This is a genomic window from Bradyrhizobium sp. HKCCYLRH3073, from assembly GCF_051167995.1.
GTDB lineage: Bacteria > Pseudomonadota > Alphaproteobacteria > Rhizobiales > Xanthobacteraceae > Bradyrhizobium.
In genome coordinates, this window is the sequence record NZ_JBNPUD010000003.1 from 96,246 (window position 1) to 118,794 (window position 22,549).

Annotated in this window: 22 protein-coding genes; 8 read left to right on the forward strand and 14 right to left on the reverse strand. The window is 65.8% G+C overall.

Going from position 1 to position 22,549, the window contains the following annotated elements; all coding sequences use genetic code 11:
* Positions 1–102 precede the first annotated feature (102 nt).
* The 3 genes from ACQR1X_RS08090 to ACQR1X_RS08100 form a co-directional block, all read right to left on the reverse strand.
* Entirely contained in the window at positions 103–1,974 is a 1,872-nt protein-coding gene (locus ACQR1X_RS08090; protein ID WP_434898632.1) for an ABC-F family ATP-binding cassette domain-containing protein, read from the reverse strand.
* A gap of 50 nt (positions 1,975–2,024) precedes the next feature.
* Positions 2,025–2,216, reverse strand: a complete 192-nt coding sequence (locus ACQR1X_RS08095) for a hypothetical protein (protein WP_315800282.1) — start codon at positions 2,214–2,216, stop codon at positions 2,025–2,027.
* Between the two features lie 189 nt (positions 2,217–2,405).
* Positions 2,406–2,675: a sulfur globule protein precursor gene (locus tag ACQR1X_RS08100; RefSeq protein ID WP_315800444.1), complete on the reverse strand. Its 270-nt coding sequence runs from the start codon at positions 2,673–2,675 to the stop codon at positions 2,406–2,408.
* A gap of 286 nt (positions 2,676–2,961) precedes the next feature.
* On the opposite strand from ACQR1X_RS08100, the gene ndk reads away from it, so the two are divergent.
* Positions 2,962–3,384 (forward strand): nucleoside-diphosphate kinase, encoded by a 423-nt coding sequence (gene ndk / locus ACQR1X_RS08105; protein WP_315712380.1) that lies wholly within the window; start codon positions 2,962–2,964, stop codon positions 3,382–3,384.
* Between the two features lie 79 nt (positions 3,385–3,463).
* Complete coding sequence (locus tag ACQR1X_RS08110; protein WP_315800281.1) at positions 3,464–4,321, forward strand: TerC family protein; 858 nt, start codon at positions 3,464–3,466, stop codon at positions 4,319–4,321.
* 37 nt (positions 4,322–4,358) lie between these two features.
* Here ACQR1X_RS08110 and ACQR1X_RS08115 read toward each other — a convergent pair whose 3' ends face one another.
* Positions 4,359–5,444 (reverse strand): substrate-binding domain-containing protein, encoded by a 1,086-nt coding sequence (locus ACQR1X_RS08115; protein WP_315800280.1) that lies wholly within the window; start codon positions 5,442–5,444, stop codon positions 4,359–4,361.
* Between the two features lie 113 nt (positions 5,445–5,557).
* Here ACQR1X_RS08115 and ACQR1X_RS08120 point away from each other — a divergent pair, with 113 nt between their 5' ends.
* The gene (locus ACQR1X_RS08120) at positions 5,558–7,045 is read left to right on the forward strand and encodes an aldehyde dehydrogenase family protein (RefSeq protein WP_315800443.1); all 1,488 of its coding nucleotides are present in this window, start codon (positions 5,558–5,560) and stop codon (positions 7,043–7,045) included.
* 65 nt (positions 7,046–7,110) lie between these two features.
* Here the strand turns inward: ACQR1X_RS08120 and ACQR1X_RS08125 are convergent, their stop codons facing one another.
* From ACQR1X_RS08125 to ACQR1X_RS08140, 4 genes are all read right to left on the reverse strand, one after another.
* Positions 7,111–7,941 carry a molybdenum storage protein subunit alpha gene (locus ACQR1X_RS08125; RefSeq protein ID WP_315800279.1) on the reverse strand — a complete coding sequence of 277 codons (831 nt, stop codon included), beginning with the start codon at positions 7,939–7,941 and terminating at the stop codon, positions 7,111–7,113.
* Between the two features lie 13 nt (positions 7,942–7,954).
* Complete coding sequence (locus ACQR1X_RS08130; RefSeq protein WP_434883187.1) at positions 7,955–8,767, reverse strand: uridine kinase; 813 nt, start codon at positions 8,765–8,767, stop codon at positions 7,955–7,957.
* A gap of 406 nt (positions 8,768–9,173) precedes the next feature.
* On the reverse strand, positions 9,174–9,737 hold the full coding sequence (locus tag ACQR1X_RS08135) for a DUF2478 domain-containing protein (RefSeq protein WP_316180894.1): 564 nt from the start codon (positions 9,735–9,737) through the stop codon (positions 9,174–9,176).
* Between the two features lie 78 nt (positions 9,738–9,815).
* Positions 9,816–11,228 carry an aldehyde dehydrogenase family protein gene (locus ACQR1X_RS08140; RefSeq protein ID WP_434898633.1) on the reverse strand — a complete coding sequence of 471 codons (1,413 nt, stop codon included), beginning with the start codon at positions 11,226–11,228 and terminating at the stop codon, positions 9,816–9,818.
* Between the two features lie 167 nt (positions 11,229–11,395).
* Here ACQR1X_RS08140 and ACQR1X_RS08145 point away from each other — a divergent pair, with 167 nt between their 5' ends.
* Both ACQR1X_RS08145 and ACQR1X_RS08150 read left to right on the forward strand, forming a co-directional pair.
* The gene (locus ACQR1X_RS08145; protein WP_315800275.1) at positions 11,396–11,776 is read left to right on the forward strand and encodes a hypothetical protein; all 381 of its coding nucleotides are present in this window, start codon (positions 11,396–11,398) and stop codon (positions 11,774–11,776) included.
* A 343-nt stretch (positions 11,777–12,119) separates the two neighbouring features.
* Entirely contained in the window at positions 12,120–12,542 is a 423-nt protein-coding gene (locus ACQR1X_RS08150; protein ID WP_315800274.1) for a globin family protein, read from the forward strand.
* Between the two features lie 7 nt (positions 12,543–12,549).
* On the opposite strand, the gene ppx is transcribed toward ACQR1X_RS08150, so the two are convergent.
* The 4 genes from ppx to ACQR1X_RS08170 form a co-directional block, all read right to left on the reverse strand.
* Positions 12,550–14,049 carry an exopolyphosphatase gene (gene ppx / locus ACQR1X_RS08155; RefSeq protein ID WP_316181022.1) on the reverse strand — a complete coding sequence of 500 codons (1,500 nt, stop codon included), beginning with the start codon at positions 14,047–14,049 and terminating at the stop codon, positions 12,550–12,552.
* 42 nt (positions 14,050–14,091) lie between these two features.
* A complete protein-coding gene (locus tag ACQR1X_RS08160; protein WP_315800272.1) occupies positions 14,092–16,287 on the reverse strand; it encodes an RNA degradosome polyphosphate kinase in 2,196 nt (731 codons plus the stop codon).
* 125 nt (positions 16,288–16,412) lie between these two features.
* Complete coding sequence (locus tag ACQR1X_RS08165) at positions 16,413–17,090, reverse strand: DnaA ATPase domain-containing protein (protein WP_315800271.1); 678 nt, start codon at positions 17,088–17,090, stop codon at positions 16,413–16,415.
* A gap of 58 nt (positions 17,091–17,148) precedes the next feature.
* Entirely contained in the window at positions 17,149–17,703 is a 555-nt protein-coding gene (locus ACQR1X_RS08170) for a CDP-alcohol phosphatidyltransferase family protein (RefSeq protein ID WP_315800270.1), read from the reverse strand.
* 157 nt (positions 17,704–17,860) lie between these two features.
* Here ACQR1X_RS08170 and purM point away from each other — a divergent pair, with 157 nt between their 5' ends.
* Positions 17,861–18,934, forward strand: a complete 1,074-nt coding sequence (purM, locus tag ACQR1X_RS08175; protein ID WP_315800269.1) for a phosphoribosylformylglycinamidine cyclo-ligase — start codon at positions 17,861–17,863, stop codon at positions 18,932–18,934.
* Between the two features lie 13 nt (positions 18,935–18,947).
* Positions 18,948–19,601, forward strand: a complete 654-nt coding sequence (gene purN, locus ACQR1X_RS08180; protein WP_315800268.1) for a phosphoribosylglycinamide formyltransferase — start codon at positions 18,948–18,950, stop codon at positions 19,599–19,601.
* Between the two features lie 144 nt (positions 19,602–19,745).
* Here the strand turns inward: purN and ACQR1X_RS08185 are convergent, their stop codons facing one another.
* Positions 19,746–19,955 carry a cold-shock protein gene (locus ACQR1X_RS08185; protein ID WP_284423192.1) on the reverse strand — a complete coding sequence of 70 codons (210 nt, stop codon included), beginning with the start codon at positions 19,953–19,955 and terminating at the stop codon, positions 19,746–19,748.
* Between the two features lie 402 nt (positions 19,956–20,357).
* Here ACQR1X_RS08185 and ACQR1X_RS08190 point away from each other — a divergent pair, with 402 nt between their 5' ends.
* Positions 20,358–21,473, forward strand: coding sequence for an autotransporter outer membrane beta-barrel domain-containing protein (locus tag ACQR1X_RS08190; RefSeq protein ID WP_434898634.1), 1,116 nt, complete (start codon positions 20,358–20,360; stop codon positions 21,471–21,473).
* A 4-nt stretch (positions 21,474–21,477) separates the two neighbouring features.
* On the opposite strand, the gene ACQR1X_RS08195 is transcribed toward ACQR1X_RS08190, so the two are convergent.
* Complete coding sequence (locus ACQR1X_RS08195; RefSeq protein WP_316180884.1) at positions 21,478–22,521, reverse strand: LysR family transcriptional regulator; 1,044 nt, start codon at positions 22,519–22,521, stop codon at positions 21,478–21,480.
* Positions 22,522–22,549 lie beyond the last annotated feature (28 nt).

The following is a 22,549-nucleotide window of genomic DNA, read 5'->3' on the forward strand; positions in this document are numbered from 1 at the left end:
CCACGCATTCATCCGCGCGGGCCGCTGAGCGCGAGGGCATTCCGCGAAAGCCGAGTTGTCTGCGACTTTCCGCCGAATGCCCGATCCGAGGCTCGGGGCGCTTCAGCTCCCCGCCTCGTCATACAGCGTGCTGGCCTCCAGCCATTGCTCCTCGGCGCGCGCCAGCGCGTCGGCGGCATTGGCGCGCGCCTTCGACAGTTGCGCCGCCTGCTTCGGGTCGCGCGTGAAGATGTCGGGCAGCGACAGCGCGCCGTCGATCTTGGCGATGATCTCGGTGATCCGCGCGATCTCGGCCTCGGCCGCGGTGATCCTCTGCTTCAGCCCGCTCCGCCGGTTGTCGCTGCGGGGCCGCTCGGTCTTCTCGGCGGTCCCCTGCGGACGTTCGGTGTCTCGCGTGCCGGCACCGCTGCGCGACGACAGCACCATGCGCCTGTAGTCATCGAGGTCGCCATCATAGGTCTTCACGGTGCGGTCGGCGACGACCCAGAGACGGTCGGCGCAGGCCTCGATCAGATAGCGGTCGTGCGACACCATGATCACGGCGCCGGGAAAGTCGTTGATGGCCTCGGCGAGCGCGGCGCGGCTGTCGATGTCGAGATGGTTGGTCGGCTCGTCCAGGATGATCATGTTCGGGCCGAAGAAGGTCGCGAGCCCGAGCAGCAGCCGCGCCTTCTCGCCGCCCGACAGGCTCTTCACCAGCGTGTCCGCCGCCTTGCCGGAAAACCCGATCGCGCCGGCGCGCGCGCGCACTTTCGATTCCGGCGCATCGCCCATCAGCTTGCGCACGTGACTATACGGCGATCCGGTCTCGTCCAGCTCATCGAGCTGGTGCTGGGCGAAATAGGCGATCGACAGCTTGTCGGCGCGCGTGACCTTGCCGGAGAATGGCGCGAGCCGGCCGGCGAGCAGCTTCACCAGCGTGGACTTGCCGTTGCCGTTGGCGCCGAGCAATGCGACGCGGTCGTCATTGTCGATGCGTAGGGTGACGCGGTTGAGCACCGGTTGCGCGGGGTCGTAGCCGACGGAAGCGTTGTCGACCGCGATGATCGGCGGCGACAGCAGTCGCTCCGGTGCGGGGAATGTGATCTCGTGCACGTCCTGGGTGACGAGCGCGGTGATCGGCTTCATCCGCTCCAGCATCTTGACGCGGGACTGCGCCTGGCGCGCCTTCGAGGCCTTGGCCTTGAAGCGCTCGACAAAGGCCTGCAGCCGCGCACGCTCCGCTTCCTGGCGCTTGACCGCCTTGGCATCGAGCATCTCGCGCGTGGCGCGCTGTTCTTCGTAGGAGGAGTAGCTGCCGCGATATAGCGTCAGCTTGCAACGGTCGAGATGCAGGATCTGGTCGACGGAGGTCTCCAGGAGATCGCGGTCATGGCTGATCACGATCACCGTGCGCGGATAGTGCGCCAGGTGATCCTCGAGCCACAGCGTGCCCTCGAGGTCGAGATAGTTGGTCGGCTCGTCCAGCAGGAGCAGGTCTGGCGCGGCGAACAGCGTGGCCGCCAGCGCAACCCGCATGCGCCAGCCGCCGGAGAATTCGGCGCAGGCCCGCGCCTGGTCCGTGGCGGAAAATCCGAGGCCGCTGAGAATCGCGGCCGCGCGCGCTGGCGCCGAATGCGCGTCGATGTCGACGAGGCGGGTCTGGATCTCGGCGATACGGTCTGCGTCATGGGCCGTCTCGGCCTCGTGCAGCAGCGCGTGCCGCTCGAGGTCGGCCCGGAGAACCACCTCGATCAGGCTTTCGGGCCCGCTCGGGGCTTCCTGGGCCAGGCTGCCGATGCGCCACCGCGGTGGCACGCTGATGCTGCCGGTCTCCAGCGACAGTTCGCCGCGGATCGCCTTGAACAGGGTCGACTTGCCGGTGCCGTTGCGGCCGACCAGTCCGACGCGGGCGCCGGGCGGAATCTGCACCGAGCTCTGGTCGATGAGAAGCCGTCCGGCGAGGCGGATGGAGATGTCGGTGATGGAAAGCATGCGCGCCTTGTCACCGCGCGCGCGGCCAAAGGCAACCGCTTTGTCGCGTCTCAGCGGCCGGATCGGCTCGTCCCGGCCTCGTCGCGCTTGCGCAATTCGTTCATCAGCTCCGCGAGGGGAGCTGGCAGGTGAGAGCCGTCCGGCGGCAGGCTGCGTTGCAGGCGCTCGCCGACCGCCTCGCAGATCGACCGGCTGGTCTTGCGATCGAGCGCGTCGCTGAAATCGGCGGTGCGGCCAGACATGACGGTATTCCACGGGCAGTTGCAGGACGATGCTGTAACAAGTCGTGGCCGCTCGATTTGTTTCCGGCTCCCGACCGGAATACCCCGAAATGAGGTTGAAAGTGCACAAAAAAAGCCCCGGCGTGGGGGAGACGCCGGGGCAATGCGAGTTCGGTGCGGCGGGGGGCGGGTGCCGCGCCGAGGCTCGTATCAATAGCAGCGGTTGATCAACCGCCAGCGCGGTCCCCACGGGGTCGGAACCACGCGGCGCACGTAGCAGCCGCCATAGCCGTAGCTGTAGACCGGGCCGCCGACGAAGAAGCGCGGGCCGTAGAACGGACGGTGCCATCCGCCATAGCCGCCGTGCCAACCGCCCCCATGCCAGCCGCCGTGCCAATGAGCCGAGGCGGCGGTCGGGGCGAGGGCGGCTGCGCCGAGGGCAATTGCGGCCGCCGCGATGAGGGAGAGTTTGCGCAACATGATCGTCTCCTGGATGACAGCGCTGGTGGCGCCGAAATTGTCCGACGGATGAGGCTGGGAGAGGGCGGCCACCGGTCGTGCTGCTGGCTCGTCCCCGCCCGATAGCCACGACCTTAAGGCCCCTGAGCTGAACACGGGTGGCACGGACCCTTCAGACTATGTTCAGAATCGTGAAATTGTCGTAAGGCGTCCCGCCTCCGGCAGGGTCCCGGTCGCTTGCCGTCGGCCGATCGCGTCGATATAAGCCCGCAACTCACCCAAATCCCGCACCTCCAAGGACGACATCATGGCGATTGAGCGCACCTTTTCGATCATCAAGCCCGACGCGACCGAGCGTAATCTCACCGGCGCGATCAACGCGCTGATCGAGAAGGCCGGCCTGCGCATCGTGGCCCAGAAGCGCATCCGCATGACGCGCGATCAGGCCGAGACCTTCTATGCCGTGCACAAGGCGCGGCCGTTCTTCGGCGAACTGGTCGATTTCATGATCTCCGGGCCGGTCGTGGTCCAGGTGCTCGAGGGCGAGGGCGCCATCCTGAAGTACCGCGACGTGATGGGCGCCACCGATCCGTCGAAGGCGGCCGACGGCACCATCCGCAAGCTGCATGCGAAGTCGATCGGCGAGAACTCGGTGCACGGTTCCGACGCGGCGGAAACGGCTGCGATCGAGATCGCGCAGTTCTTCTCCGGCAACGAGATCGTCGGTTGATCGATCCTCGTGCGGCGGAGGGCGCCCTCCGCCGCACGACCTTCGTGTTCTACGCTGAACTTGTCTGAAAGGCCCGGCCGTGAACTGGCTATCGCAACTCGCCGATTCCGCCAGCTTCGGCCACATGCTCGCTCAATTCGAGGCCGACCTGCAGAGCCCGGGCTTCTGGCTCGCGCTCGGCAAGATCGTCTGGATCAACGTGCTGTTGTCGGGCGACAATGCGCTGGTCATCGCGCTCGCCTGCCGCGGCCTGCACGGCAAGCATCGCTTCTGGGGCATGGTCGCCGGCTCCGGCATTGCCGTCGCGCTGCGCATCGCCTTTACCGGCATCGTCGCCACCCTGATGGCGTTGCCGTACCTGAAGCTGGTCGGTGGGCTGGCGCTGCTCGTGATCGCTGCCAAGCTGCTGGTGCCCGAAGACGAGAACGACGAGATCGCCGCCGGCACGACGCTGTGGCATGCGGTCCGCATCGTCGCGCTCGCCGACCTCGTGATGAGCCTCGACAACGTGATCGCGGTGGCTGCGGCCGCGAACGGCCAGGCGTCGCTGCTGATCATCGGCCTCGCCATGAGCATCCCGCTGATCATCGCGGGTGCCGCGCTGATCATGCTGGTGCTCGATCGCTTCCCGCTGCTGGTCTGGCTCGGCGCGATGCTGCTCGGCTGGGTGGCCGGCGAGGTGATCGCGACCGATCCCGCGATCGAGCCGATGCTGCACCATCTGCTCGACGGCACCGTCGTCATCAACATCGAGGCGACCTCGGCGCTGCTCGCCGGCAAGACCACTCTCGCGAGCCATGTCGATGTCATGGAGACGCTGATGTCGCTGATCGGCGCCGGCGTGGTGCTGCTCGCCGGCTCGATCTGGCGTGGCCGCGCGCTGCAGCGTCAGGGCCAGCTGGAGCCGGTGCCGGCGCGGGGCGTCGATCTGCCGTAGCGGTCGTCTGCGCCAGCGGATCCGACCGCACGCGCCGTCAGGCTTCGGCGTCGAGCCGATCGAGGAACTCGCGCACGGTGTGAACCGAGCCCGTGTCGGCCGGCTGATAGCCGGGCAGGGCGGCGATGGCGCAATGGAAGTCGTCGCCCTTCATCACATCGAGGATGCGCCGCATCGGATCGCTCTCGAGAAACGACTGATGGCAGGCGAAGAAGTAGTCCTCGGTCAGGATACGGATGAAGTCCAGCCCGAACTGCCGCGCAGCCGCCTCGACGCCGAAGCAGGCGTCGGCCATGTCGCTCGCGACATAGGCCGCGACGGCAGCGTGGGTGAACTCGATCTGCTGCGCGCCATTGATGCGCGCCTCGTCCAATCCGTGCGAAGCGAGCAATTGATCGAACAGCAGGCGGGTGCCTGAATCATGATCGCGGTTGACGAAGCGAATCTTGCCATCCGCGATGTCCGCCAATGATCGGATCGACAGCGGATTGCCGCGCTTGACCATCAATCCCATCTCGCGGGTCACGAAGCTGATGACGCAGTCCTGCCGGGGATCGAGCCAATCCCGGCAAGCCTGGATGCTCTGTGCGCGCAGTTCGCCGCGCGGCAGATGCAGACCGGACAGGTCGCAGGCGCCTTGCGCGAGCGACACCAGCGAATGCTGGCTGCTGACATAGCGCAGATCGACGCCGACGCCCGGCTCGCGATCGAGCAGCTCGCGCAACTTGGCGACGGCGAAGCCGTGGCTTGCATGCACGCGGACTACGGTGGGATGCGGCTGCAGGAACGGCTTGATCTCGGTCACCAGCTCCTGCGCCAGATTGTCGAGCTGCGGGCCGAGACGGGCCTGCATGCGCTCGCCGGCCCAGACCAGCTTGTCGCCGAACGCCGTGAGCTTCGATCCTTTGCCGCGCTGGGTCTCCACCAGCGGCACGCCGAAGAATGCGGACCATTGCTCGATCAGATTCCAGACATGACGATAGGAGAGGTGCGCGTCATGGGCCGCGCTGGTGATCTTGCCGGTTTTCCTGATTTCGCTGAGCACGCTGAGCATCACGACGATGCTCTGCGGTCCGTCATCCCAGTGGAAGCGCCAGACGGGTTCGATCGCGATGCGCAGCATCGGACCTGCTTGTGAAGTCGGCTTCATATGATGGCCCGCCATAGGCAACAGATATCATATTTACGAACTCATATTTGCTCCTACGCTGGCATACAAGAAGCGGAGGAAATATGATGTCCATTGCATATGACTACGAACGCGGCTCCAGCGCGTCGCGCTATCTGGCGAAGCCGCTGCAGCTCCTGGTCGACGGCCGGCACGTTCCCTCCGTCTCGGGGCGCTCGTTCGTGTCGTTCAATCCTGCCACCGAGCAGCCGATCGCGACGATCGCCGAGGGCAACGCCGAGGATGTCGACCGTGCCGTCGCAGCGGCGCGGCGTGCTTTCGAAGGGCCGTGGCGCACGATGCGCGCAGCGGAGCGTGGCGCGATCCTGCTGAGATGGGCGCAGCTGCTGCGTGATCATGCCGACGAGATCGTCGAGCTAGAAAGCCTCGATGCCGGCAAGCCGGTTGCGGCCGTGCTGCGCCAGGATCTGCCCGCAGCGATCGATACACTCACATATTACGCCGGCTGGGCCGACAAGATCAGCGGTGAGGTCGTGTCCACGCGCGACGATGCCCTGACCTACACGGTGCTCGAGCCCGTCGGCGTCGTCGCTGCGATCGTGCCGTGGAACTTCCCGCTGATGATCGGGATGTGGAAGCTCGCGCCGGCGCTGGCCTGCGGCTGCACCGTCGTGATGAAGCCCGCCGAGCTGACCTCGCTGTCGGCGCTGCGGATCGGCGATCTCGCGCTCGAAGCCGGTCTGCCGCCCGGCGTTCTCAACATCGTGACCGGTCCCGGGCGCACGGTCGGCGAGGCGCTGGTCAATCATCCCGATGTCGACAAGGTTACGTTCACCGGCTCGCCCGGCGTCGGCCGCGGCATCATGAAGGGCGCGGCCGGCAACTTCAAACGGGTGTCGCTTGAGCTCGGCGGCAAGTCTGCCAACGTCATCTTCGATGATGCGAACATCGAGGCGGCTGCGAAGGCCGCGGCCAGCGGCATCTTCTTCAACACGGGGCAGGTGTGCTCGGCCGGCTCGCGCGTGCTGGTGCAGGAGCGTGTCTATGACGAGGTTGTCGAGCGCCTGACCGAGCGGGCGAGGGGCTTACGGATCGGCGATCCGCTCGATCGTGCCACCTCGCTCGGACCCGTCATCTCCGAGCGGCAGATGAAGACGATCCTCGATTATGTCGAGATCGGCCGCAACGAGGGCGCTTCGCTGGTGACCGGCGGGGCGCGTGCCGCACCGCGTGGCTACTTCGTCAGCCCCGCCGTATTCGCCGGCGTCACGCACGAGATGCGGATCTCCCAGGAGGAGATTTTCGGACCGGTCGTCAGCGTGATCAAGTTCAGGGACGAGGCCGACGCGCTGCGCATGGCCAACGGCACCGCCTACAGCCTGGCCGCCGGCGTCTGGAGCCGCGACATCGGCCGCGTCCAGCGCCTCGCCAAGCGGCTGCGCGCGGGCACGGTGTGGATCAACACCTATGGCTACACCGATGTGCGGTTGCCGTGGGGTGGCGATCGCGACTCGGGACTGGGCCGCGAGCATGGCACGGCCGCTCTGGACAATTTCACAGAGCCGAAGGCCGTCTGGATGAATCTTGCGGTGTGAGCCAGGCGTCGGTTGACGCGGACGGCCGCCATTCGCATCGGCGGTCGTCTGCGCGATCCAACGGATCAGTCGGCCTTGGCGCCGGTCGTGATGATCGAGCCGACGTGGTGGCCACGCAGCGCCGCCGTCAGCCGTCCCGGCACTAGGCCGTTGACGACCTGGACCTGCGAGATGTGGCGTGCGTTGGCCATCACCTCGAGCAGCGTGCGGTCGAACGGCAGCGTGCCGTCCTGCCTGGCCAACGCATCGAAGCTGGTCTGACCCAGCAGTCTTGCTTTTGCCGCGTCCGGCCCGTTCGGGTCGACCGTGTAGACGCCATCGACGTCCTCGACGATCGTCAGTCCCGCGGCGCCGAGCGCATCGGCGATCAGGAAGGCGCCGGTGTCGGCCCGATGCGTCGGAATGCGCGAGGTCGGGAATTCGTGGTGGTGATAGGGCGGGAAGGCACTGCCGACCACTGCGCGTGCCGCGGTGAGATGAATCGCGAGCTGGTTGGCGATCGTCGGATGCTCGATGTAGGACACGCCTTCGCAGGCCAGCAGCGCCGCCAGGATGTGGCCGTTCTGGCCGGCCTCGCTGGCGGCGAGCGGTGCGAGCGAGCCGACCGGCAGGCCGAGATCGAGGCCGACGCCGTAGAGATGTCGGGCGCGGATACCTGCGCCGGTGAGGATCAGCAGGCGGTGCTCCGGCAGCAGCTTCCTGATCTCCGCGACCAGCGGCAGGATTGCCTCGGCGCCGCGGTCCATGATCGCGCGGCCGCCGATCTTGACGACCTGCAGCCAGGGCAGCAGCGCGATCGGGCGTTTGCCGGCGACAGGACGGGTGAGCTTGTCGTCGAGCAGCGTCTGGCGCGCGAGCGGCGAGGCGACGTGCTTGATGGTGTTGGTGTCAGCCATGGCGGTGGGGCCCTCAGCTCGCGGTGATGATGGTGCCGACATGCTCGCCGGCGAGCGCACGGGTCAGATTGCCGGGCACGAGTCCGTTGACGATCTGGACCTCGCGGACGTGTCGCGAGGCTTCGAGCAGGTCGAGCATCGGGAACTCCAGGATGGAGTCCGCCAGACCCTTGGCCTTCATCTCGGGCACCGAGATCTTGGGAATGAAGGTGGCATTCTTTTCGGTCTTCGGATTGGCGGTGTAGAGGCCGTTCTCGTCCTTCACGTAGATCATCGCCTTGCAGCCGAACTGCTCGGCGACCAGGAAGCAGCCGGCGTCGGTGCGGTAGGGCGGGATGACACCATCGGCCGAAGGGCGCATCCACAGGCCGTAGGGCGGCATGCCGCTGAAGACGACCGCGGCGACCTCGGCGAGATAGAGCGGCACGGCGGAAAGACCCGCGCCTTCCACCGCCGAGATGCCGTGCTTGGCGAGCAACTGGCCCAGCATTGCCGCGTTCTGGTCGGCAACGGAGGCGCCGAGCTGCGACAGCACGCCGGCCGGCAGATTCAGTCCGGCGGCGATCGAATAGAGGTGGCGCGCGCGGGTGCCGGCACCGGTCCCGATCAGCATCTTGTGCGCCTTGCGGGCGGCGACGATCTCCTCGACCAGCGGATAGACGGCGGCACGGCCGCGATCGATCATGCTCTGGCCGCCGATCTTGATCACGGTGGCGTCGGGAAGGATGCGGAAGTCAGCCGCCGTTTCCGCCGCCGCAATCAACTGGGCGTCGGTGAGCGAGCGCTGCATCAGAAGCTGCTCGAGCCCGGCCGTCGTGGTTGCCATTGAAAAACGTTCCTTTCCTCGTGGATGTCCGGCCGGCGTGCCGGATTGGCTGCGCCGTCCACCCGCTCCTGACCGTTTCCCTGAGATGTCCTGGCAGCCGGCTCAATGGCCGGCTATCGATCGCATATTGCCCGTGGAATACACGACCGTTCGTGGCCCCGACAATCGTCTGCGGAGCAGGTTGGCCCACGCTGTCATGCGCGAATATCGATCGCGCCGATCCCGCGGGTCCATCCAGTCAGAGAAAATCCCTTGGTATTTCAATTAGCTATATCGAGAATCATATAGCTTCACCCGAGCGGTTTGCAGGGTTTCCGACAATGCACAAAGTTTCGGCATAATCGCGCCGACTGCGGCCTGGCCCGATTGATCGCAGCGCCAGGTTGCCGGTGAACGGCAGCCGCGATCATTTGAGAAGCTCGCAGATCGTGGGTCGATTCTTGTCGAATACGGCGCAGCGCCGCGACACGCTCCACCACCACTGGTCCAGCGCGCGACGCGTGCAGGGCAGCCTCACGCTCATGCCCTGCGCGAAATTGATCCACTCGGCGAACCTGAAGCAGGGGACGGCGATCAGGACAGGGACATCCGCGGCCAGTGCCTGCTCGATCAGATAGGTCAGGCCTCCGCCTTCGCTTTCCTGGCGGCCGAAGCGGTTGATGATGAGAAGATCGGCGCCCTCGCTCAGCGCCCCCGCCACTGCTGAGCCCGCCTGCAGCAATTGGCCGACGTCGAGGCGGCAGCCGCCGGCTTGGCGCCCAAGCCGCTGCAGCAGAGAAATCTCGACACCGCTGTGCACCAGCGTCGCCGCGATCTCGTGCGCGTCGAGAGAGCGCTGGACACGCTGCACCAGTCCGACGGCACGAACGCCGCGAGCCCGAAGACGGTCTGCGAACTCTCGTAACAGCTGATCCGGCTCGTCGCCCTGATCATACACCAGGGCAGCGAGGTCGCATTCGGCGTCGAACATCACGCGCTCCGGAGTGAAAATGACGGTGGACCCGTTTGCGGGAAGGCCGCGGACAACTGTCCGCGGCCTTCATGTGGCTCAGGCCGTGAGGCCCGGTCCGTTGATGATCTGCAGCTGGGTGAACTCGGCGAGGCCTTCCTCAGCGAACTCGGTGCCGATGCCCGACTGCTTGGCGCCGCCGAACGGGATGTGCGGCGCCATGTCCAGGTGCTTGTTGATCCACACCGTGCCGGCCTCGATCTGGGTGGCGATCTCATGCGCGCGTTTCGGATCGGACGACCAGACCGATGCGCCCAGGCCGTAGCTGGTGCCGTTGGCGCGGCGGATGACGTCGCTCGGGTCGGAGTATTTGATCACCGGCAGCACCGGTCCGAACTGCTCCTCGTCGACCAGCTTCGAGCCTTCCTTGATGTCGCGCACGATCGTCGGCTCGATGAAGTAGCCGGGACGATCCATCGCAGCACCTCCGGCGATGACCTTGCCGTTCTTGTGCGCGTCGTCGAGGAACGCCTTCACTTTCTCGTATTGCATCCTGTTCTGCAGCGGCCCGAGCTTGGTGCCCTGTTTGGAGCCGTCGTCGACCACGGTGTTCTTGGCGATCGCGACCAGCTCGTTGCAGATGTCATCATAGACGCTCTCGTGCACGTAGAGCCGCTTGATCGCTAGGCAGACCTGCCCGGAGTTCTGGAAGGCGCCCTCGAAGATACCGGGCGCGACGGTCTTCGGATCGACGTCGTCGAGCACGATGCCGGCGTCGTTGCCGCCGAGTTCGAGCGTGATCCGCTTCAAGGTCTGCGCGGCGCTGGCCATCACCTTCTGTCCCGTCGCGGTCGAGCCGGTGAACGAGATCTTGCGGATGTCCGGATGCCCGGTCATGCGGTCGCCGAGATCGTTGGCGTCGGTGATCACGTTGAGCACGCCGGCCGGCAGCACGTCCTTGACCAGCTCGGCGAATTTCAGGGTCGAGAGCGGCGTGGTCGGGGCCGGCTTGACCACCAGCGTGTTGCCGGCGAGCAGGGCAGGCGGCAGCTTGAAGCCCAGGATCAGCAGGGGATAGTTCCAGGGAATGATGGCGCCGACCACCCCGAGTGGACGGCGATAGGCTTCGACCTGGCGGTCGCCCGAACTCTCGATCACGCGCATCGGCAGCTCGAGCGTCGCGAGATAGCGGAAGAACGCGGCCATGCCGAGCACCTCGCCGCTGGCGTCGGTGAGCGGCTTGCCCTGTTCGCTGGTCAGGATCCGGGCCAACTCGCCCGAATTGGCTTCGATGATGTCGGCCATCTTGCCAATGAGCCGGCGACGCTCCTCGATCGCAGTCGCGGCCCAGGCGGGGAAGGCCGCCTTGGCGGCGGCGACCGCCTGGTCGAGCTGGGTTTCGGAGGCCCGCGGACACTGCGCGAGCACCTCCTCGGTCGCCGGATTGATCACCGGCATGGTCGCGGCGCCCGGCACCAGCGTGCCGCCGATCAAAAGATGATAGTCGCTCATCGGCATGACTCTCCCTGCAAGATGTGGCACTTCGGCCACGTTATATCTGAAGCTATATCACGATGAATACAGCAACGCCACCGCGGCATTTCCGCTGCCGCGCTGGACGCGATGGCATTTTTCGCTATAGTCATACGGAAATAACGGTGAATTGATGTGGAGCCATCATGGAGCTGCGGGCCAAGGCGCTGACGGTCTGTGAGGTCGTCGACGACGGTGAGACGATCTCGCTCGGGTTCGAGGACGCGGCCGGCAATGCGGCGGCGCTCAGCCTCTCGGTCAGCCAGGCCGGCGCGTTGGTCATGACGCTGCCCGGCCTCCTCGAGCTGGCGCTGCGTACGCGTTATGGCGACCAGGCACTGCGCTACGCCTATCCGCTGGCGTCCTGGACCATCGAGCAGTCGACGGATTCGACGAAGCGCATCATCACGCTCGCAACGCCCGACGGCTTCAGCGTCCGGTTCGCGATTCCCGACGATCAGCAGAACGTGCTCGGCGAGGCGCTGCTGATGCGATACCCGTCGGCACCGGCGATCCGGCCGAACTGATCGCGCGGGGACCGATCCGAACGTTGGTCAGGCCAGGGATTTCCTGCCTGTTTCGAGGGCGGCGGCCGGCGCGTCGGCGTCCTCCGATGCCCTGCGAGAAGCACGATGGCCGTCATATGTGTTGCCGTTACCGTCTCCGATCACTGGGTCGGTCAGCAACCGTCGCGGCCGGATCACAAGCCGCTCCACAATGCTGCGGCACGGTGCCGCGCCTTTGACAAGTAACTCAGGGCGCGATCGTCTGTTTCTTATAATCTTGAACCCGTTCGCGCCGCCGCGACACCACCACGTCGAGCTCCACTGGTCGGGCCCTGATTGGAATTGTTTCGAATTGGACTTGCGCATGTTGACTGCTGATGAGATCGTGCACGTCAGGTCGTCGTTCGACTTGGTATTTGCCAATGCTACACAGATGACGACGACGTTCTATGACCGCATCTTCGAGCTTGCGCCGGAATGTCGGACGATGTTTCCCGCCGACATGGACGTGCTGAAACGGGACTTCATCGCGACCCTGGCGGTCCTCGTCGGCAGCCTCGATCAGACGACTGGTCTGTTGTCCAGCACCGACATCCTCGGCCGCAATCATGCGCGCTATGGGGTCAGGCCGGAGCACTATCCGGTGGTCGGCGAAGCGCTGCTGTGGACCCTCGCCAAGGGACTTGGTCCGCAATGGAATGATGAGGTCGAGCAGGCCTGGCGCAAGGTCTACGGCATCATCGCCCAGCGCATGATCGCCATCTCGGCCCGCGCGCGGCGGCCCTGATCATGATCTAGCTGCGCACGATCGAGCCGGAGCGGCCGACGAGACGCGCGAGCTGCTTGAAGCGTCCGCCGACGCGGTCGGCGACGAGGTCGACCATCTGGTGCTCGAACACCAGCATCAGCTTGCGGTCCTGGGTGCGGAAATGCGTCGCAGGCAGCACGCCGGGCCGCGCCGCCGAGATCAGATGCGCGACGCGAAACGCGGTGCCGAGCAGGCGCGCACGATCGATCTGAGCCGGGCTCAGCTGCTCGGTGAGAGCAGGCGGCTTCGCCTCGTTGCCCAATCCCTCGTAGCGGAAGAACACCGACAGCGCGGCGAAGATGCGGCCCTCATGGCTGATCGAGCCGAAATTGCCGTTGAGAATGATGCCGTAGGTCTGCTCGCCGCGATGGTCCGGATGCATGCGCCAGCCGATGTCGGACAACAGGCAGGCCGCGTGCCGCAGCCTGCGATCGTCCTCGGTCTCGCGGATGTGCATCACGCGGAACAGGCGGTCGGTCCAGTCGATCAGCTCGCGGGCATGCTGGGCCGAGCGCGACAACAGCTCGTTGAGGCCCTGCGCCGCGCAGAGCAGCCCGTCCTTGGCGCGCTCGGCGTCGGGAAGCTTGGAGTAGAGCAGGCCCTCGCGCACGCCGAAGGTCGAGAACACGACGGTCGTCGGCCTGGCGACGCGGATGATGTGCTCGAGCACCAGCGCGGCATAGGCAAGCAGCGGGCGCCGCGCCTCGGCGATCGCTTCGATGTCGGCCAGCATGTCGGCGGCGACGAGACGGCGCAGCCGGCGCACGAAGGCCAGCCCGTCGGCCGCCGGGATCGCATAGCCGTGCATCACCCCGAGCGGATAACCGCTCTGGATGATGTGGATGCGCGCCAGCGCGCGCCAGGTGCCGCCGACCGCGTAGAAGGTGCGGCCCTCGCCGGCCAGCAGCTGCGGCAGGTCGGTCAGCGCCTCGCTCGCGATACGCTGCGCCTTCTTCAGCGATTTCTCGGCAAGATCCTGCAGCGCAAGGCTGCCGAGCGGCAGGGTGACGCCGCTGCGGACCTGGTGCCCGCGCACGTCGATCAGCTCGAGTGAGCCGCCGCCGAGATCACCGACGATGCCGTCGGGCTTGTGAATGCCGGAGATGACGCCGAGCGCCGAATAGCGCGCCTCTTCGGCGCCGGTGAGGATCTGGATCGGGGCGCCGCAGATCTTCTCGGCCTTGGCGATGAAATCGGGGCCGTTCGAAGCATCCCGGCAGGCGGCGGTCGCGATGGCATGAACCTGCCCCACCCGCTGCACCTTGCACAGCGCACGGAAGCGCTTCAGCGCGGTCAGCGCCTTGTCGACGGCATCAGATGCGAGAAGGCCGGTGGTCTGGACCTCGCGACCGAGCCCACACAGCGCCTTCTCGTTGAACACGGTGACGAGACTGCGTTCCATCGCCTGGTAGACGACGAGACGGACCGAATTCGAGCCGATGTCGATGACACCGACGCTCGTGGCCCTCGTGCGGGGCGGCTTCACCACGGCATATCCCGGCGCAGAAGGCCCCGGTGCAGACAGCCCCTATGAAGGAGAGCGTTCATTCCGGCGCGTGAGCCGGCGCGGCGATGATTCCTTGAGCGACTTTCCACGGCCGGACAGACTCGGATTCGTCATGAAGTAATTGTGCAGGTTGAACGGCTCCTCGCCCTTCGCGGCCTTCATACGCGTTGACGACCCATCCGGCAACAATTGCCAGCTCTGCTCGGTATCCTTCAGGTTCGCGACCATGATCTGTTCCAGGACCTGCTGATGCACGGTGGGGTTCTGAAGCGGGCACAGCACCTCGACGCGGCGGTCGAGATTGCGCGGCATCATGTCGGCCGAGGAGATGTAGACGGCGGCCTTGGCGCTCGGCAGGCCCTGACCCATACCAAAGCAGTAGATGCGGCCATGCTCGAGGAAGCGGCCGATCACCGATTTGACGCGAATGTTCTCCGACAGTCCGGGGAGGCCGGGACGCAGGCAGCAGATGCCGCGCACGATCAGCTCGATCGACACGCCGGCCTGCGAGGCCTCGTACAGCGCGTCGATGATGTCGGGATCGACCAGCGAGTTCATCTTCATCCAGATCACGGCCGGCTTGCCCTGGCGGGCGAAGCTGGTCTCGCCGTGGATGTGCTCGATGATGCGCTTGCGAAGCGTGAGCGGCGACACCGCCATCTTCTCGATGTCGATCGGCTCGGCATAGCCGGTGATGTAGTTGAACACCCGCGTGACGTCGCGGCCGATCACCGGGTCCGACGTGAAGTAGGACAGGTCGGTGTAGATGCGCGCCGTCACCGGATGATAGTTGCCGGTGCCGGTGTGGACATAGGTGGTGAGGCTGCCGCCCTCGCGGCGCACGACCATCGACAGCTTGGCATGCGTCTTCAGCTCCAGGAAGCCGTACACCACCTGTACGCCCGCGCGCTCCAGGTCGCGGGCCCAGCGGATGTTGGCCTCCTCGTCGAAACGCGCCTTGAGCTCGACCAGGGCCGTCACCGACTTGCCGGCCTCGGCGGCCTCCACCAGCGTGCGCACGATCGGCGAATTGTTGGAGGTCCGGTACAGCGTCTGCTTGATCGCAACGACGTCGGGATCGCGCGCCGCCTGCTGCAGGAACTGCACGACGACGTCGAACGACTCGTAAGGGTGATGGACGATCAGGTCCTTCTGCCGGATGGCGGCGAAGATGTCGCCGCCATGGTCGCGGACACGCTCGGGATGGCGCGGCACGTAGGGCGCGAATTCGAGGTCGGGCCGGTCGACCCGCGTCAGTTGCGACAGCTCGTTCATCGCCAGCACGCCGTCGACGACGAACACCTCGTCATCCGTCGTGGACAGCGCATTCTGCACGAAGCGGCGCAGCTCCTCCGGCATGTTGGCCTCGATCTCGAGCCGGATCACCGAGCCGCGGCGCCGCCGCTTCAGCGCCGTCTCGAACAGCCGCACCAGGTCTTCGGCCTCTTCCTCGATCTCGATCTCGCTGTCGCGGATGATCCGGAAGGCGCCCTGGCCCTTCACGGTGTAGCCCGGAAACAGCCGGCCGATGAACAGTCCGGTCGCCTGCTCGAGGGTGATCAGGCGGATCACGCCATCCTTGGAGCCGGGGAAGCGGATGAAGCGATCGATCTTGCCGGGCATGCGAATGAGGGCGTTCATCGGACGCCCGTCGGCGGAGCGGATCAGCTGCAGCGCCACGGTGAAGCCGAGGCTCGGGATGAACGGGAATGGATGCGCCGGATCGATCGCGAGTGGCGTCAGCAGCGGGAAGATGTTGGCGAGGAAATGGTCCTCGATCCAGGCGCGCTCGCTCCTGGTGACGTCCTGACCGTCGACCAGCACGATGCCGAGCTCGCCGAGAAACTTGCGCAGGTCGCGCCAGATCGCCTGCTGGTCGATGGCGAGCTGCGACACCGTCTCGTTGATCAGCTTCAGCTGCTCGGTCGGCGTCAGCCCGTCGGGGCTGCGCTCGGCGATGCCCTCGCGGACCTGGGCGCGGATGCCGGCGACGCGCACCATGAAGAATTCATCAAGGTTGTTGGCGGAAATCGACAGGAAGCGCACCCGCTCCAGGGCGGGATGGCGCGGATTGACCGATTCCTCCAGAACGCGGCGGTTGAAGTGAAGCCAGGACAGCTCCCGATTGATGAATCGCTCGGGGCTCGAGGCAATCTCGATGGACGGCGCCGAGACCGGTGCTTTCTCTGAAATTTCAGTAACTTGCTCGGTATCCATAGGGAATTCGATCCATATCCGTCCAGTCGCGAATGGTCGACCGTAGCCCAATCTGGGTGACCAGGGGATGACGTTGCCGGCACCATTGAGGTTCCGTCATCAACCGCCGTCAAGATGGCCGTCGGTCACGCCGGGCGGAGCAGCTCCGCCGCCAGCGCCCGGGTGACGGGGCGTCCGAGCCGCAGCGACTCGTTGTCCAGCAGCGCGATGGTCTGGCGTGCCGCCGCATAGGACCGCTCGATGTGGCTGGCGAGATAGCTGACCACGGTTTCGTCGATCGCCATTTGCCGGTCGGCGGCCAGCTTGACGATCAGGGCCCGGAACAGCTGGTCGTCGGGCGGCAGCAGCGTGACCACCGGGACGGCACGCAGCCGCGACCTCAGATCGGCCAGGGCGATCGGCAGGGCCGCCGGGGCCTCGCGCGCCGTGATCAGCACGAAGGCCTCGTCCTGGCGGGCCAGGTTCAGCAGGTGAAACAGCGCCCGCTCGTCGAGACCGGTTGCGGTCAGATCCTCCAGCACCAGCGCGCCGGTGGCGAGCGCCCCGGGGACCACGCCTGCCTCAAGGGCATGCGCGGACAGCGATCGGGCGCCTGCCTGCTCGGCCCAGATCGCGGCGAGGTGGCTCTTGCCGGAGCCGTCGGGGCCGACCAGGAACATGGTCCGCGCCGGCCATTCCGGCCAAGCGTCGACCAGAGCGAGCCCGGCCGCGTTGCCTGGACCTTCGAAGAAATTGTCCCGCGTCAGGCTCTCCGCATGCGGCAGCGCGAAGGCCAGCTGACGAGGGGGGATATGGCCGGCCAAGATCGAATTGCTCCGTATCGTGTGGTGCGTGAGGTCAGGACGGGCCCTCCGCGGAGGATCACCGGACCTCGATGGTGCTCATGTGGCGCACCCAGTCGACGAGATACAGCCCGACCGACACGAGGGTAAAGACGGTGACCAGCACCATCAGCACCACATCGTAGGGCCTGGGCTCGAAGCCGAAGCTGAGCGAGGCCAGCACAAGCGCCGCGAATCCCACCTGGGCGACCGTGTTCAGCTTGGAGACCATCAATGGCTTCATCGCGACCGGCCTGTCGAACAGCCAGGACACGATCACCGCCGAGACGATCATGATGTCGCGCGAGACCACCAGGATGACGATCCAGCGCGGGATCGCGCCCCAGATGCCAAGCGTGACGAAGATCGAGACCAGCAGCGCCTTGTCGGCGAGAGGATCGAGCAGCGCTCCCAGCTCGGACCGCAGGTTGAAGCGCTTGGCCAGGAAGCCGTCCACGGCGTCGCTCACCCCCGCGACCACGAAGACCAGAAACGCGATCTCCATCTGGCCGGCCGCAATGGCCCAGACGACGATCGGAACCAGCAGGATTCGACCCAGCGTGATCAGATTGGGGATACTGTGGGGAATGGTCACGCAGCGGGTCCCGACGACGACTCGATCAAAAGACAACCCGATTCCGAAACAGGGCGAACCGGTACGGTTCCTAGATAGTGTGGGGACGAGCCCCTTGCGAGCCATTGCGCGCGGCCGGATTCCGACGTAACCAGCGGCCAGATTAGGGGTTTTTACCATGACCGAGCGCAAGAACGGGCTCACTTATGCAGATTCGGGCGTCGATATCGATGCCGGAAATCGTCTGGTCGATCTGATCAAGCCCATGGTGCGCGCAACCGCCCGCGCCGGCGCGGATGCCGAGATCGGCGGCTTTGGCGGCCTGTTCGACCTCAAGGCCGCTGGATTCAAGGATCCGGTGCTGGTCGCGGCGACCGACGGCGTCGGCACCAAGGTGAAGATCGCGATCGAGACCGGGCTGCATGGCGGCATCGGCATCGACCTGGTCGCCATGTCGGTCAACGATCTCGTCGTGCAGGGCGCCGAGCCGCTGTTTTTCCTCGACTACTTTGCGTGCGGCAAGCTCGACCCGGAGGCGACGGCGTCGATCGTGGCCGGTATCGCCGAAGGCTGCCGGGAATCCGGCTGCGCGCTGATCGGCGGTGAGACCGCGGAAATGCCGGGCCTCTACAAGGACGGCGACTACGATCTTGCCGGTTTCGCGGTCGGCGCGGCGGAGCGTGGCACGCTGCTGCCGTCTCCCGACATCGCGGCCGGTGACGTGGTGCTGGGGCTCGCATCCTCCGGCGTCCACTCCAACGGCTATTCGCTGGTGCGCAAGATCGTCGCCCAGTCCGGCCTCGGCTTCGATGCGCCGGCGCCGTTCGCGCCGGTCCTGACTCTCGGCGCGGCGCTGCTGACGCCGACCCGCCTCTATGTGAAATCATGCCTTCGCGCCATCCGCGAGACCGGTGCGGTGAAGGGGCTCGCACACATCACGGGCGGCGGCTTCACCGACAACATTCCACGCGTGCTGCCGAAGCATCTCGGCGTCTCGATCGACCTGACGGGCCTGCCGGTGCTGCCGGTCTTCAAATGGCTGGCGGAGCAGGGCGGCATTGCCGAGCGCGAGCTCTTGCGCACCTTCAATTGCGGGATCGGCATGATCGCGATCGTCAAGGCCGAGGCCGTCGATGCCGTCATCGAGGTGTTCACCGCGAATGGCGAGCACGTCGCGCGGCTCGGCGAGGTCGTTGCTGCGACAGGCGACGAGCGGGTGATCTACACCGGCGCCCTCGATCTGGCTCTGTGAGACGAGTGTGCCGATGAAGCGCCGCGTCGCCATCCTGATCTCGGGCCGTGGGTCGAACATGGCCGCGCTGATCCACGCGGCGGCGCAGCCGGAATTTCCGGCCGAGATCGCCGTCGTGATCTCCAACCGGGCCGATGCGGCCGGGCTGCAGAAAGCGCAGGAGAGCGGCGTCGCGATCGAAATCATCGAGAGCAAGCCGTTCGGCAAGGACCGCGCAGGGTTCGAGGCCAGACTGCAGCAGGCGCTCGATGCACGCGGCATCGAGATCATCTGCCTGGCCGGTTTCATGCGCCTGTTCACGGCGGAGTTCGTGCAGCGCTGGTACGGCAGGATGCTGAACATTCACCCGTCGCTGCTGCCATCATTCCCCGGCCTCGATCCGCATGGCCAGGCGCTGCGCGCCGGCGTCAAGCTGTCAGGCGCCACCGTGCATTTCGTCATCCCGGAGACGGATGCAGGTCCGATCGTGATGCAGGGCGCGGTCGTGGTCAGGGACGACGACACGCCGGACACGCTGTCGACGCGCATTCTCGGCGTCGAGCATCGGATCTATCCGGAAGCGCTGAAGCTGTTGGCCAAGGGCTTGGTGCGGCTCGAAGGCGATCTCTGCCGGACGTCGTCCGTGGAGCAAGGCGATCATACGCTGATCTGGCCGGTCGTCCGCTAGCTGTCGCGGACAAAAAAATCCCCGGCGGGGCCGGGGGCACATCAAGGCTGACGAAGTCTGATCATCGGCGGCGAGCGAACCTGACGCGGAGCTCGTGAGTTGGTTTACGAACCCGCGCTGTGGCGCTCTCCGCAGGGACGATGCTCACGAGAGCTTCAGGTTCTCTGCCGACGTCTTGCCGCGGCTCTCCACCAGATCATATTCGATCGTCTGGTTCTCGTTGAGCGTGGTCAGTCCAGCACGCTCCACGGCTGAGATGTGGACGAACACGTCCTTGTCTCCGCCAGTCGGTTTGATGAAGCCATATCCCTTGGTCGGGTTGAACCACTTCACGCTGCCCTTGTAGGTCGGCATCGCTGTCTCCTCGTCTAGACGAAAAAAAGACGCGGCCACGCTCACGCGTGCCACGCCACAAACGGGCTTCCCGGGATCTGCTCAATTTCCAAAGTCGCGAAACGCACAGTCGAACGGCCAATCCGATTGTACGGGAGATTGCAACACGATTTTCCGCCGATATCAAGGTTGGCGGACTGATGAGAACGCGTCGCGACGTCGCGTCGCCGGCTGTTGCTGCAATTGCGAGGCTTGTGGTGCTGGAACCACAAATCCCTGCAGGGAAGCCGCGGCACGGGCAATCCTCATTGACCGCGATCGGGAACTGCGGGCAAATCATCGCGGCAATATTGAAGCGAATTTGAGCGGCGGTGAAACGGGGCATCGATGCGCGGGGCATCTCAAGCCAGGCCGGATCGGCGAATGCGTAGTGGTGCGTCGGGCGCGATGCTGCTCATCGTCGCGCTCGGCACGGCCGCCGCGTCTTCGCCGTGCGTCGCGCAGGCCAGCCTGCCGAGCATCGCCGCCAGCCCGACGCCGACACCAACGCCGAGCCCACTGCCCAGCCCTGCGCCAGGCGCGATCAGTTCCGAACGTTCGGCCGGCCGAGCCGTGCTCGATCTCGGCTCGAGCTTCCTCGAACGGCTCGGGACTCAGGCCACGCAGGGCGTCACCCGGCTGCAGCGGAGCAATCCCGGGGGCGGCGGCGCGCCGGAGGCTTCGGAACAGCCTCGGTTCCGGACCTGGGGCGAGATGTATGGCGTCACCGTCCGTAGCGATGCGCAACGCGACTTCGTCGGCGACAAGAGGACGACTGGGGGCGGCGTCGCCGGTATCGGCATGCGCCTCGTGCCGGGCGTGAATGTCGGACTATCCGTCGACCAGAGCCGGACCTGGGTCGATGTGCCGCTGGCGCTGCAAGCGGCGACGCTCGATCTCACGCAGTTTGGCTTCAACGCCTCGGTCGACCAGGGACCCTGGACCTGGGCGATCGCGGTCGTCCATGGCGTCGGCGGGATCAGTGCGCGGCGCGACACCAGCCTCGGTGCGGCGACGTCGGTCTACGGCGCCCACATCACGGGCGTGCTGAGCGAGCTCGACTACTACTGGAGCATCGGGGAGAGCCGGATCGTTCCGAAGCTCGCCTTCGAATACACGCGCGCCACGACGGCGGCATTCCAGGAAGCGGGCGGGCTCGACCCGCTGTCGGTCAGCGGCACCTCGCTGGAGCGCGCCCGCGTTCTCGTCGGCGCCGAGTTCGGCCGCTACTTCATCGTCGACGGCAAGATCCTCGACGTCTCGGCCTATGGCAAGCTGTTCGACAATTTCAGTCAGAATCTCGGCGCGCTGACCGTCAGCCTCGGTCCGCAAAGCATCACGCTGCAGGGCCTTGGCGAGGGCCGCTACGGCGCCGACGCCGGCGCGGCACTGTCGCTATCCCTGAACCGAACGGCACGCCTCTATCTCAACTACGATGCAAAGCTTCGCTCGGTGCTGCAATCGCATCAGGGCACGCTCGGCGTCGAGCTCAAATGGTAGCCCGTCATACGGGTTTCGGCGCGACGTAGCCGTTGAAGCCGACGACATCCCGCGCGGGCGCCATCAGAGGCACGAGATTCAGCGGATGGATGAACTCGTCCCGGAAGCAGGCATGGACCTTCGGATCGAAGATGCGCTTCAACCAGTCGATGACGACCTTGTGCCGGTCGGAGTTGCGAAACTCCTTGTGATAGGTCAGCCACAGATCCATGTGGTAGTTGATGCCGAGATCGACAGGAACGAGCGGCGCCCCGAGCGCGACCGCCGATGTCGGCAGAAAGCCGATGCCGGCGCCGCGCTCGACCGCGTAGAGCACGGCAACGCTCGAATTGGTTGAGATGCCGACGATGCCTTCGAGGGACTCCAGGCCGAGGATGCGCGCATAGCCGGTCTCGTCGAGTTGCACGCCGTGCTGCTTGATGATGCGGTGGTTCTTGAGATCCGCCAGCGAAGTCGGCAGTCCATGCGCGTCGCGATAGGCCTCCGACACGAAGCCGTAGATGTGCAGACGGCCGAGCTTTGCAACGATCACGTCGGGGTTGGTCGGCCGTTCGAACTGGATCGAGATGTCGGCCTCCAGCCGCGACACGTCGGCCTGCTGCATCGCGCAGCTCAGATCGACGGTGATCCTGCGATAGGTCTTCTGGAAATCGATCAGTCGCGGCAGGATCCAGAAATTGCCAGGGCCTTCGGTCACGGCGACGCGCACCGACCCCTGAGTGTCGGTCGACAGCGAGGCACGCCGGAAGATGTTGAAGCTCAGCCGCTCCATCTGCTCGACGTCGAACAGCAACGATCGTCCCTCGTCGCTGAGCGACAGGCCGGATTGATCACGGATGAAGAGCTTGCATCCGAGCTCGTCCTCGAGCCGGTCGATCTTGCGCATCAGGGTTGTGCCGGTCAGTCCGAGCACATCCGCCGCGTTGCGGAAGCTGCGGTGACGCGTACAGAGCAGAAATGCTCTCAAATCCTCCCACGAAGGGTTAAGCGTTTCGTCAGACTTCCTGCGCTGCGTAGATGCAGCACCCCGATGCAAATGTTGCCGCATACACTCCAGCCCCGACAAGTATGATGAC